The 13,110-nt window shown below is 46.2% G+C and carries 6 protein-coding genes and 3 rRNA genes; 2 read left to right on the top strand and 7 right to left on the bottom strand.

The window, feature by feature from the left end:
- Positions 1-45: 45 nt before the first annotated feature.
- Positions 46-801 carry a glucose 1-dehydrogenase gene (locus MARME_RS03855; protein WP_013659948.1) on the bottom strand — a complete coding sequence of 252 codons (756 nt, stop codon included), beginning with the start codon at positions 799-801 and terminating at the stop codon, positions 46-48.
- Positions 802-902: 101 nt separating this feature from the next.
- On the opposite strand from MARME_RS03855, the gene MARME_RS03850 reads away from it, so the two are divergent.
- On the top strand, positions 903-1,502 hold the full coding sequence (locus MARME_RS03850; RefSeq protein ID WP_013659947.1) for a TetR/AcrR family transcriptional regulator: 600 nt from the start codon (positions 903-905) through the stop codon (positions 1,500-1,502).
- Between the two features lie 151 nt (positions 1,503-1,653).
- Here the strand turns inward: MARME_RS03850 and MARME_RS03845 are convergent, their stop codons facing one another.
- Positions 1,654-2,547, bottom strand: coding sequence for a LysR family transcriptional regulator (locus MARME_RS03845; protein WP_013659946.1), 894 nt, complete (start codon positions 2,545-2,547; stop codon positions 1,654-1,656).
- A gap of 101 nt (positions 2,548-2,648) precedes the next feature.
- Between MARME_RS03845 and MARME_RS03840 the strand changes: the two genes are divergently transcribed.
- Complete coding sequence (locus MARME_RS03840; protein WP_013659945.1) at positions 2,649-3,800, top strand: FAD-dependent monooxygenase; 1,152 nt, start codon at positions 2,649-2,651, stop codon at positions 3,798-3,800.
- A 545-nt stretch (positions 3,801-4,345) separates the two neighbouring features.
- Here the strand turns inward: MARME_RS03840 and rrf are convergent.
- From rrf to oadA, 5 genes are all read right to left on the bottom strand, one after another.
- Positions 4,346-4,460, bottom strand: a 5S ribosomal RNA gene (rrf, locus tag MARME_RS03835).
- Positions 4,461-4,722: 262 nt separating this feature from the next.
- Positions 4,723-7,609, bottom strand: a 23S ribosomal RNA gene (locus MARME_RS03830).
- 357 nt (positions 7,610-7,966) lie between these two features.
- A 16S ribosomal RNA gene (locus MARME_RS03825) occupies positions 7,967-9,505 on the bottom strand.
- Together the 16S, 23S and 5S rRNA genes form the textbook arrangement of a ribosomal RNA operon.
- Before the next feature lie 517 nt (positions 9,506-10,022).
- A complete protein-coding gene (locus tag MARME_RS03820) occupies positions 10,023-11,195 on the bottom strand; it encodes a sodium ion-translocating decarboxylase subunit beta (RefSeq protein WP_013659944.1) in 1,173 nt (390 codons plus the stop codon).
- A gap of 111 nt (positions 11,196-11,306) precedes the next feature.
- Complete coding sequence (gene oadA / locus MARME_RS03815; RefSeq protein WP_013659943.1) at positions 11,307-13,091, bottom strand: sodium-extruding oxaloacetate decarboxylase subunit alpha; 1,785 nt, start codon at positions 13,089-13,091, stop codon at positions 11,307-11,309.
- Positions 13,092-13,110 lie beyond the last annotated feature (19 nt).

The following is a 13,110-nucleotide window of genomic DNA, read 5'->3' as shown; positions in this document are numbered from 1 at the left end:
TTTCAAACCGAAAGCCCTCTCGGGTTCGACAGCCCGTAACGACCGCTACGGCAATATAGGGTTAATATTTGTTCCTCCATCAATATTATATTCCGAGCCAGTAATGAAGCTGGCTTCATCCGAAGCAAGAAAAGCGACCAGCTTGGCTATGTCTTCAGCCTCTCCGAAGCGCTTTAATGGGATTCGATTTTGCATCGTTGCAGATAATTCGCTTAACACCTCTTGAGACATTCCCAACTTTCCGAATATTGGGGTATTCACGGGTCCAGGATTGACCGAGTTCACACGTATTTTCCGCGGTGCTAATTCCGTTGCTGCAGTACGTGTAACAGCGTTCATTGCAGCTTTACTTGCTGCGTACACTGCCGTATTTGGCATACCTGTGTAGGCATTGATTGAAGATAAATTTATGACTGACGCCCCGTCATTTAACAGAGGAAGTAACTTCTGTAAGGTAAAAAACGCCCCTTTAAAATTAATGTTCATCATATTATCAAAGGTTGCTTCGTCCATTTTCCCTACTGGAGCAAAAACGGTAATACCTGCGTTTATAAATAATATGTCTAGTTTCCCCAGCTGTTCCTCTATTTGAACAGCAAGCTGATTTAAATCATCCATCTTGGCCTGATCTGCTAAAATCGCCTGAACACCTAGTTCTGAGGAGGCTTTATTCAAGGCCTCTTTATCTCGCCCCGTTATGACAACCTCTGCTCCTAACGCCTTAAACTTCTGAGCCGTTGCAAAGCCAATACCGCTATTACCGCCGGTAATCAATGCCTTCTTACCTTTTAAACTAATCACATCACACCTCCAAAAAAATTATGTACCGATCGGTACAAATTGAATTCTGTACTGATCGGTATATAATGTCAAGTATCCCCACATAAAGAGTAAAGTTCGTTATGGTGTCAGGTCGTCAACGTACATTCGATAAAGAAGAAGCACTGCATAAAGCAATGGAAATATTTTGGCTAAAGGGCTTCTCTGGCGCTTCGTTAAGCGACCTTGTTGAGGCGATGGGAATCAATAAACCCAGCCTTTATGCCGCTTTTAGTAACAAAGAGACGCTATTTGTGAGTGCCTTAAAGCACTATGCAAAGACATTGGGGTCATCACATTTAGAAACTCTGACGAGTCCAGACGAGAGCTTACAAAATAAGATCAGAGCATACTTAGAGTCCATAAGTAACCTGGTAACAAACTCAACATTTCCGGGTGGATGCTTCGTTGCTAACAGTACTTGTGAGGCGGGTAGTGGTTGCTTAACAGCGGGTACAAAGCAAACGGTAGAAGAGATTAATATTGAATCCAGAAACACATTCATTGCCTTTTTTGAGAACGAAAAAAGAAAAGGCTTCTTGGCTTCAACCGCTTCTCCCGAAGCCTTGGCTGATTACCTTATAGCAACGCAATTTGGGATAGCCATCATGGCTAGAAACAATGTGACCAAACAAGAACTTCAACATGTAATAGAAACGGCCGCATCTGTTTTTAAGCCCTAAGACGTTATAAGCGCAAGTACAAGCACGCCTTATCTGCTGTTTATATCCATTGGGGTGGGGCGTTGTTTTTTCTGCCGTTCAGCAGTCATGATCTCAAACGATCTCAAGGTCGTCGTCACCACGTGTGGTTGTGTTAATGCTTAGGCTGCCTTCAAAGCTGGAGCATATATTTCATACTTTGCTCCAAATGTCCCAAAAATGCTTTCACTTTTGCTAATGGGTACTTTCTTCCCGAATATAAAGCGTATAAAACGAGATCCTCAGGCGCGTGATCTAGATCTACCTTTAGAAGCGCTCCATTTGAAATATCAGTTTCGCATGCGTGACTAGGAAGTATTGCAAATCCAAGCCCTTTTAGAGCAGCCGCTTTAGCCATTTGACCACTATTCACTTTGTAGTTAGAGAGCACTTGAATAGTACGTCCATTCTTGAAATGCCATGGCATCCCTTGTAAGACGGATAAACTTGTAATGCAGGGCACTTTGCTCAATTCATCAATTGACTGTGGCATTGGGTAGCGCTCATTTAACTGTGGTGCGACAACAACGCAACTAGGCCAACGCATCACCTCCTTTGCAACCCAACCTGAATCTTCCAACTGCCCTCGGCCAAAACGTAAAACAAGATCAAACCCTTCTAATAACCCCTCAGTGGGATTTAACTGAGTATCACAACTTAATGTTATTCGAGGGTTTTGAAGACAGAACTCAGCCACAACCTCGGACAAAAAAGACAAGTCGGGCATTATGATCTTTAAATGACCGACAAGCGACTCACCGTCAAGACACACCTCCTCCAACAAGTCATCGAGCGCTAATGTAATAGGCGCAATACCATGATAGAGCTTTGCGCCTGCAGAGGTCGGCGTCATTTTTCGAGTCGTTCTCTCTAATAACCTTAGATCGAGTGTTTTCTCTAACAATGCAACATGCCGACTAACGTTAGAAGTAGGCATCTGTAACTTCTGTGCAGCCACCTTAAAACTTAATTGTTCGTATACTGCCTTAAAGCTAAGTAACCACTGAAGCTCCACATTCTCGATCATATTTATCTCACAATATGGGATTATTAAACCAAATATAACAGATTTATCCTATTTAATGACCCTGTCAGAATGGCTTTGAAATCTATCAATAAGGTTGAGAAATGAACAACATAAGAAAAATTGCCATCATTGGCGCTGGGATATCTGGAATGGCTTTAGCTATTCTAGCTAAAAGAAAAGGTTTTCAGGTCTGTGTGTATGAACGTAACCACAATATTTCATCAATAGGGGCCGGAGTCACACTATGGCCAAATGCCATGTTTGTTTTAGAGAAAATGGGACTGTCGCATAAAATAGAAGATGTCGGAGGTCATCCAACATTCATGCGTCAGTTTGATAAAAACGGCGTTCAAAAATCATCATTGGATATAGAAGAAGTAAACGCATTGTGCGGCACTTCAAGTGTGACGATACTTCGCCACCACCTTATGAAAGTTCTACACGAAGCGTTAGAGGACGTAGACGTTAAAATACATTTTAATCACCCGATAGCAACTAAAGAGATTGATAAAATTAGAGAAGATGTCGATCTCGTGGTTGGATGTGATGGTCGCATGAACTCATCGGTTCGCCAATATTTATACGCTGATGGCGCATCACCTCTGTACCAAGGTTTCATCAATATTATTGGTATTAGTAAGTTAACGAGCAACATGTCAGATCAGGCTATTCAAGATTATAGATTTAACAATGACAAAGAAAAACAAGAGCGCTTTGGCATTGTGCCAATCAAAGATGGCCTATGTTTTTGGGCCGCGGCATGGCGTACTGATATGAATAAAAAAAGGCCTCTATCGGATTGGTATCAAGAGATGCATCAACGCTTTCGGCTCTGGCCAACATCAGTCCAAAATGTACTTAACAACTACGATAAGGCATCACTCAATCGCATTTTCGTACACGATCTTGACCCTCTTCCCTATTGGAATAAAGAGAACGTATTAATGATCGGAGATGCCGCTCACGCCGCTTTACCGACCTCGGGACAAGGTGCATGCCAAGCATTAGAAGACGCATGGCATCTTACGCAATGCTTAGATAAAGAAGGTAACCAAAAAAGTGAAATGGATTTGCACTGCCTACTTACCCAATTTTTTCAAAAGCGTATTTCCAAGACATCTACCGCCCAAATAATAGGCAGGCAGGCCGCGCAACAGATATTCAGTGCACAGACAGAACCAGATATAGCAGCCAAGCGCATTTCAGCACGACAGCTAAGTCATTTATGGATGCAAGGGTTAGAAGGGATCTAGGATTGATGACCATCTAAAGCGACCTCCATGAACTTGTTGACCCCCTTTAATTGCAATATCAATTGATCAACTACAGCTTAAGCCTATATTGAGTTTAGTTTGGAAGGGACCTAAGATAAAAAGCGTTAGCTAATAGTCTAGGATAGAAGACGTTCGCTACAAAGATCATTGCTCCTCCCCCTTACTTAAGGGGGAGGTCGGGTGGGGGTCTAGTTGTCTAAGGTAGAAAAAGTTCGCTGATGCCTCTGGAGGCGATTAGACATGCGCTTCCCAGAATCCTTCAGCATTTGTTTTTGGTCGGCTAGGTAAACTGGAGGTGTGTAAAGGATGTGGTCGGTTTGTATGAGCAACTTCTGATGTACGAGGCTTTATGACCCCACCTTCGCGCTCCCCTTGGTAAGAGGAGGGAATACCATATATCTACAAGTAGATAAATGGATTTTACGTACTTTTAGGGGGTGTTTGCTTGCAAGATTCTCGGTCTGGTTCAGTCCAGAAACAGAAAAAGCCCTGACCATTTCTGATCAGGGCTTTCTGTATTAGAAGCTTGACGACGACCTACTCTCACATGGGATCCCCCACACTACCATCGGCGATGGCGCTTTTCACTTCTGAGTTCGGGATGGGATCAGGTGGTTCAACGCCTCTGTGATCGTCAAGCAAACTGGGATGTGTTCGTTCTGGGTGATCGATTGTTTCTCTGATCTACTCCCAAAACACACAAGTTCGTTACTTGGCTTATCTTACTGATTCTGCTGGCTTTTTCAATCTAATTAATCGATCGAATCACTCAACGCAATCAGCGTGCTTTAACAATGCTTTTTGAAATAACTCTAATCAAACTTCAAACCCACTCTCTTATCAAGAGTGTCGTAAATTCATATGCACTTCGCAGTCTTTCTCAAAACCACTTTGGTGTTATATGGTCAAGCCTCACGAGCAATTAGTATTGGTTAGCTCAAGGCCTCACAACCCTTACACACCCAACCTATCAACGTCCTAGTCTCGAACGGCTCTTTAGGGAACTTAAAGTTCCAGTGAGATCTCATCTTGAGGGAGGCTTCCCGCTTAGATGCTTTCAGCGGTTATCCCGTCCGAACATAGCTACCCGGCAATGCCACTGGCGTGACAACCGGAACACCAGAGGTTCGTCCACTCCGGTCCTCTCGTACTAGGAGCAGCTCCTCTCAAATCTCAAACGTCCACGGCAGATAGGGACCGAACTGTCTCACGACGTTCTAAACCCAGCTCGCGTACCACTTTAAATGGCGAACAGCCATACCCTTGGGACCGGCTTCAGCCCCAGGATGTGATGAGCCGACATCGAGGTGCCAAACACCGCCGTCGATGTGAACTCTTGGGCGGTATCAGCCTGTTATCCCCGGAGTACCTTTTATCCGTTGAGCGATGGCCCTTCCATACAGAACCACCGGATCACTAAGACCTACTTTCGTACCTGCTCGACGTGTCTGTCTCGCAGTTAAGCGCGCTTTTGCCTTTACACTCTATGCATGATTTCCGACCATGCTGAGCGCACCTTCGTGCTCCTCCGTTACTCTTTGGGAGGAGACCGCCCCAGTCAAACTACCCACCACACAGTGTCCTCGATCCCGATAAGGGACCTGAGTTAGAACCTCAAACATACCAGGGTGGTATTTCAAGATTGGCTCCGCTTGAACTGGCGTCCAAGTTTCAAAGCCTCCCACCTATCCTACACAAGTAGGTTCAAAGTTCACTGTGAAGCTATAGTAAAGGTTCACGGGGTCTTTCCGTCTAGCCGCGGATACACAGCATCTTCACTGCGATTTCAATTTCACTGAGTCTCGGGTGGAGACAGTGTGGCCATCGTTACGCCATTCGTGCAGGTCGGAACTTACCCGACAAGGAATTTCGCTACCTTAGGACCGTTATAGTTACGGCCGCCGTTTACTTGGGCTTCGATCAAGAGCTTCGCTTACGCTAACCCCATCAATTAACCTTCAAGCACCGGGCAGGCGTCACACCCTATACGTCCACTTTCGTGTTTGCAGAGTGCTGTGTTTTTAATAAACAGTCGCAGCCACCTGGTATCTTCGACCGATCAAAGCTTAGAGAGCAAGTCTCATCACCCTAACCGGCGCACCTTCTCCCGAAGTTACGGTGCCATTTTGCCTAGTTCCTTCACCCGAGTTCTCTCAAGCGCCTTGGTATTCTCTACCTGACCACCTGTGTCGGTTTGGGGTACGGTCTATGTATATCTGAAGCTTAGAAGTTTTTCCTGGAAGCATGGCATCAACCACTTCACCCAAAAGAGGGTTCGTCATCAATTCTCAGCCTTAAGAGGGTCCGGATTTACCTAAACCCTCAGCCTACAACCTTAAACGCGGACAACCATCGCCGCGCTGGCCTAGCCTTCTCCGTCTCTCCATCGCAATATACATCGGTACAGGAATATTAACCTGTTTCCCATCGACTACGCTTTTCAGCCTCGCCTTAGGGGCCGACTCACCCTGCCCTGATTAACATGGGACAGGAACCCTTGGTCTTCCGGCGAGGGGGTTTTTCACCCCCTTTATCGTTACTCATGTCAACATTCGCACTTCTGATACCTCCAGCCTGCCTTACAGCTTGACCTTCAACGGCTTACAGAACGCTCCTCTACCATACTAGTAAACTAGTATCCGTAGCTTCGGTGTACAGTTTAGCCCCGTTATATCTTCCGCGCAGGCCGACTCGACTAGTGAGCTATTACGCTTTCTTTAAAGGGTGGCTGCTTCTAAGCCAACCTCCTAGCTGTCTAAGCCTTCCCACATCGTTTCCCACTTAACTGTAACTTTGGGACCTTAGCTGACGGTCTGGGTTGTTTCCCTTTCCACGACGGACGTTAGCACCCGCCGTGTGTCTCCCGCGCTCATACTCATTGGTATTCGGAGTTTGCATGGGGTTGGTAAGTCGGGATGACCCCCTAGCCCAAACAGTGCTCTACCCCCAACGGCAATACGCGAGGCGCTACCTAAATAGCTTTCGAGGAGAACCAGCTATCTCCGGGCTTGATTAGCCTTTCACTCCTATCCACAAGTCATCTCCAAACTTTTCAACGTGTGTGAGTTCGGTCCTCCAGTTGATGTTACTCAACCTTCAACCTGCTCATGGATAGATCGCCCGGTTTCGGGTCTATTCCCAGCAACTAAACGCCCTATTAAGACTCGGTTTCCCTACGGCTCCACTAAATGCTTAACCTTGCTACTGAAAATAAGTCGTTGACCCATTATACAAAAGGTACGCAGTCACCGAACTAAGTCGGCTCCCACTGCTTGTACGTACACGGTTTCAGGATCTATTTCACTCCCCTCACTGGGGTTCTTTTCGCCTTTCCCTCACGGTACTGGTTCACTATCGGTCAGTCAGGAGTATTTAGCCTTGGAGGATGGTCCCCCCATATTCAAACAGGATATCACGTGTCCCGTCTTACTCGATTTCATTGATAAGGCATTTTCGTATACGGGGCTATCACCCACTATGGCGACCCTTTCCAGAGTCTTCTACTAACACCAAATCAACTTAAGGGCTAATCCCCTTTCGCTCGCCGCTACTAAGGGAATCTCAATTGATTTCTTTTCCTAAGGGTACTTAGATGTTTCAGTTCCCCTCGTTCGCCTCGTAACGCTATGTATTCACGTTACGATACCCGCAAGCGGGTGGGTTTCCCCATTCGGAAATCTTGGGATCAAAGTCTGTTTATCGACTCCCCCAAGCTTATCGCAGATTACCACGTCCTTCATCGCCTCTGACTGCCAAGGCATCCACCGTGCACGCTTGGTCACTTGACCATATAACCCAAAATGATCTCATTCAGTAATACTGAATCAGAAACATTGAACTACATACCAAAGAGCTTTTGTACCTCTTTGGATTTACGATTGTTAGATTGTTTACTCAAATCTCAGAAGGAATTAAGAGATCCGAATATCAATCCACCGGTTTGACGCTTGATTATCGTCTATTTCAAAAAGTCATATTGTTAAAGAGCAAGTTTAGTGCAAAGCACTAAGTCAGATGCTTGATGAGTAAATCAGTCAAACTTCTTGCTTAGAACTCTGTTCTAAAACACTTTTAAGATAGGTTGCTATGAGAACTCATAGCCATCAGATAATTTGTGTGAACGCTCACCAGAGCCTCTTATCGTTTAAGGAGGTGATCCAGCCCCAGGTTCCCCTAGGGCTACCTTGTTACGACTTCACCCCAGTCATTGACCACTCCGTGGTAACCGCCATCCCTAAGGTTAAGCTAGCTACTTCTGGAGCAATCAACTCCCATGGTGTGACGGGCGGTGTGTACAAGGCCCGGGAACGTATTCACCGTGGCATTCTGATCCACGATTACTAGCGATTCCGACTTCATGGAGTCGAGTTGCAGACTCCAATCCGGACTACGACGCACTTTTTGGGATTTGCTTACTTTCGCAAGTTCGCCGCCCTCTGTATGCGCCATTGTAGCACGTGTGTAGCCCTACTCGTAAGGGCCATGATGACTTGACGTCGTCCCCACCTTCCTCCGGTTTGTCACCGGCAGTCTCCTTAGAGTTCTCAGCATCACCTGCTAGCAAATAAGGATAAGGGTTGCGCTCGTTACGGGACTTAACCCAACATTTCACAACACGAGCTGACGACAGCCATGCAGCACCTGTCTCAGAGTTCCCGAAGGCACCAAAGCATCTCTGCTAAGTTCTCTGGATGTCAAGAGTAGGTAAGGTTCTTCGCGTTGCTTCGAATTAAACCACATGCTCCACCGCTTGTGCGGGCCCCCGTCAATTCATTTGAGTTTTAACCTTGCGGCCGTACTCCCCAGGCGGTCTACTTATCGCGTTAGCTGCGCCACTAATCTAAAATCGACCAACGGCTAGTAGACATCGTTTACGGCGTGGACTACCAGGGTATCTAATCCTGTTTGCTCCCCACGCTTTCGCACCTCAGTGTCAGTATCAGTCCAGGATGTCGCCTTCGCCACTGATGTTCCTTCCTATATCTACGCATTTCACCGCTACACAGGAAATTCCACATCCCTCTACCGTACTCTAGCCTGCCAGTATCAGGTGCAATTCCAAGGTTGAGCCCTGGGCTTTCACATCTGACTTAACAAACCACCTACGCGCGCTTTACGCCCAGTAATTCCGATTAACGCTTGCACCCTCTGTATTACCGCGGCTGCTGGCACAGAGTTAGCCGGTGCTTCTTCTGAAGCTAACGTCAAAGTACTTGAGTATTAATCAAGCACCCTTCCTCACTTCTGAAAGTGCTTTACAACCCTAAGGCCTTCTTCACACACGCGGCATGGCTGGATCAGGGTTGCCCCCATTGTCCAATATTCCCCACTGCTGCCTCCCGTAGGAGTCTGGGCCGTGTCTCAGTCCCAGTGTGGCTGATCATCCTCTCAGACCAGCTAGAGATCGTCGCCTTGGTAGGCCTTTACCCCACCAACTAGCTAATCTCACGCAGGCTCATCTAATAGCGGAAGGTCCGAAGATCCCCTCCTTTCCCCAAAAGGGCGTATGCGGTATTAGCATGCGTTTCCACATGTTGTCCCCCTCTACTAGGCAGATTCCTACGCGTTACTCACCCGTCCGCCGCTCGACGCCTGATAGCAAGCTATCATCGTTTCCGCTCGACTTGCATGTGTTAAGCCTGCCGCCAGCGTTCAATCTGAGCCATGATCAAACTCTTCAGTTAAAAGAATTTGCTCTAACTCATGAATAACGTCTGACTTTAACTATTTGCCTTCCAACCTAAGTTGAAAGACCGTAAAGCGAATTGACGTGTTCACTCATCAAAGACTTTAATTTTTTAGAAGTCTCCAGCGAGCGCCCACACAAATTATCTGATTATCTATTTTAAAGAGCGTGCTGACTGGATCATCCTAAGAAGTGTTCTTCTTAGTGTGTCACTCGTTGTTCTGAGTGGTTGTCCGTGTCAGCGAGGGCGTATATTAAGGATCTACAGATTTAGTGCAAGTCCTTTTTCACCTTTTTATTAAAAAAGTTTTCTGCCTGGTCAAGATAGAAGCCACAAACTCGGCCGAGAGCCCCGATATTAAAGGGGTACAGTAGAATGAGACCTTAAAATATAGGCCCCATATTTATTCTATAAAACCTAATACAAACCACCAAAACACAAAAAAGGCGCCGAAGCGCCTTTTTATCGATCATATCTTATTTGCAAAGAAGCCTATTTCGCTGCCAGCATTTATTTAGCCACCGACATAACTCAACATAACACCCGCAGCAACCGCAGAACCAATTACACCCGCTACGTTTGGCCCCATGGCATGCATAAGTAAGAAGTTTTGCTTATTCGCCTCAAGGCCTACTTTATTAGCTACACGTGCCGCCATTGGAACAGCTGACACTCCAGCGGCACCGATAAGTGGGTTAATCGGATGCTCAGATACTTTATTTAACATCTTAGCCATCAACACCCCTGTTGCAGTACCAATAGAAAACGCGACTAGACCAAGAGAAAGAATTCCAAGCGTCTCGATATTCAAAAACGCTTCTGAGCTAAGCTTTGAACCAACACCTAAACCTAAGAAAATGGTTACTGTATTAATCAAGGCATTTTGAGCAGTATCACTAAGACGATCAACCACACCTGACTCTTTCATTAAATTACCGAAACAGAACATACCTAATAACGGAGCAGCAGAAGGCAAAAATGCAGCCGCCAATAGAGTCACGACGATAGGAAAGATAATTTTCTCTGTTTTCGAAACAGGACGAAGCTGCACCATCTTGATAGCACGCTCTTCATTCGACGTTAACGCTTTCATAATAGGTGGTTGAATAAGCGGAACCAACGCCATATAAGAATACGCCGCTACAGCGATAGCCCCCAACAGATCCGGCGCTAACCGACTAGCAACAAAGATTGCCGTAGGACCATCCGCACCACCAATGATACCGATCGCCGCCGCATCCGCTAGTGTGAAGTCCATTATCCCGTATGCGCCCAACAAGACGGCACCGATCACTGTCGCAAAAATACCAAATTGTGCAGCTGCACCAAGCAACAAAGTCTTCGGGTTTGCCAACATCGGACCGAAGTCCGTCATAGCACCAACCCCCATAAAGATAAGCAACGGGAACAACCCAGTCTCGATACCGCCATGGTATATGTAATATTGCAAACCACCTGGTGACACCATATGACCAGCAGCATCATATACCGGTGCTGCCATAAAACCCGCACCCGGTATGTTGACCAAAATAGCGCCTATACCAATTGGCAAAAGAAGCAATGGCTCAAAACCCTTTTTGATCGCGAGGTAAACCAAGAGTAAACCAACACACATCATCACAGCTTGCCCAAATTCCAGCTGATAGATTCCCGTGTCGTGGTATAGATTTAGTAATTTTTCTTCCATATCGAACGAACCTTTCCTCTCAAGAGAAGCATGTTTAACACAACACTTCTATTCAATAGTCATAGAAGTGTTGCTATATAAAAGGCATATAAGTGTTATGCACCGCTCTCTTTATAGAGAGACAAGCGCTTGACCTACCTGTACCGCATCACCTTCTTTGACATAGATAGAGCCAACAACGCCAGATTTCGGTGCTGAGATCTCAGTCTCCATTTTCATAGCTTCCAAGATCATAATGGTTTCGCCTTCTTGAACCTGCTGCCCAGGAGAGACAAGTACCTTAAAGATGTTACCCGCTAATGGTGCTGGCACGTCTTCACCACCACTCGCTGGAGCAGGCGCAGCGGCAGCAACTGGTGCGGCAGACGCAGAACCTACTGGCTGAATTTGACTGATATCACCGCCATCGGTCACTTCAACAACGTAACTCTGCCCAGACACACTTACGGTATAAACAGCGGGGCCAGCTTCAACTGGCGCCTTAGCAACCAACTCTTCGCCAGTCGGAACGGGCTCAAAGGCGCTCGCATCGCCACGATTCTCCAGAAATTTAAGGCCTATTTGAGGGAACAACGCATAGGTCAACACATCGTCGATTGACTCATTAGATAGAGCAATTCCTTTTTCAGACGCCAATGTCTCAAGCTCTTGCGTAAGCTTTTCAACTTCTGGTTCTAACAAATCAGCAGGGCGACAAGTGATCGGCTCAGCGCCATCTAACACTCGAGTTTGCAACTCTTTATTGAACTCTGCTGGTGCAGCACCATACTCTCCCTTCAAAACACCGGCGGTTTCTTTAGAGATAGACTTATAACGCTCACCTGTTAAAACATTTAGTACAGCCTGCGTACCCACAATTTGAGACGTAGGCGTTACTAGCGGGATCATGCCGAGGTCTTGACGAACTTTTGGTATCTCTTCCAATACTTCATCAAACTTGTCCGCAGCCCCCTGCTCTTTTAACTGATTTTCCATGTTTGTTAACATGCCACCAGGAACTTGTGCGATTAGGATCCGAGAGTCAGTACCACGCAGAGAGCCTTCAAACTTCGCATATTTTTTGCGAACAACACGGAAGTAAGCAGCAATTTCTTCAAGCAACGCAAGATCCAATCCGGTATCGCGGTTTGTACCTTGAAGCGCAGCGACAACTGACTCGGTTGCTGAATGACCGTACGTCATAGACATGGAAGAAATAGCCGTATCTACTCGATCAATACCTGCTTCTACCGCTTTCAAAATCGTCATATCCGACAACCCTGATGTCGCGTGCGCATGCAATTGAACTTCTAAATCTGTTTGTTCTTTTAGCAAGCCAACCAATTCAAACGCATCATACGGCGTCAAGATTCCAGACATATCTTTAATGGCAATGGAATCTGCCCCCATGTCTTCAAGTGTCTTGGCGTAATCAACCCACGTCTTAGTCGTATGCACATGGCTTTTAGTATAAGAAAGCGTTCCTTGGGCATGCTTCCCTACTTCTTTTACCGACTTAATAGCCTGCTCTAGGTTGCGTGGATCATTCATCGCATCAAAGATACGAAACACATCCACACCGTTTGTTGCAGCACGTTCAACAAACTTAGCCACAACATCATCCGCATAATGTCGGTAGCCTAATAAATTCTGTCCGCGCAGAAGCATCTGCTGAGGCGTATTCGGCATCGCTTTTTTAAGCTCACGAATACGATCCCAAGGATCTTCACCAATGAATCGGATGCACGAGTCAAACGTCGCCCCACCCCAAGATTCAAGTGACCAAAAACCTACTTTATCTAGCTTCTCTGCAATAGGAAGCATATCGTCAATACGTAGGCGTGTAGCAAATAGTGATTGATGTGCGTCGCGTAGTACGACATCGGTTATACCAAGAGGTTGTTTAGTTGTTGTCATAGATTCAGCCTCGGCAAAA

This window comes from Marinomonas mediterranea MMB-1, assembly GCF_000192865.1.
Classification (GTDB): domain Bacteria; phylum Pseudomonadota; class Gammaproteobacteria; order Pseudomonadales; family Marinomonadaceae; genus Marinomonas; species Marinomonas mediterranea.
Note: the sequence above shows the minus strand (reverse complement) of the source record. Positions and strands in the feature narration are given on the sequence as shown.

Coding starts and splice junctions, on each gene's coding strand:
- MARME_RS03850 (WP_013659947.1), top strand. CDS start 903: ATGGTGTCAGGTCGTCAACGTACATTCGATAAAGAAGAAGCACTGCAT.
- MARME_RS03845 (WP_013659946.1), bottom strand. CDS start 2,547: ATGATCGAGAATGTGGAGCTTCAGTGGTTACTTAGCTTTAAGGCAGTA.
- MARME_RS03840 (WP_013659945.1), top strand. CDS start 2,649: ATGAACAACATAAGAAAAATTGCCATCATTGGCGCTGGGATATCTGGA.
- MARME_RS03820 (WP_013659944.1), bottom strand. CDS start 11,195: ATGGAAGAAAAATTACTAAATCTATACCACGACACGGGAATCTATCAG.
- oadA (WP_013659943.1), bottom strand. CDS start 13,091: ATGACAACAACTAAACAACCTCTTGGTATAACCGATGTCGTACTACGC.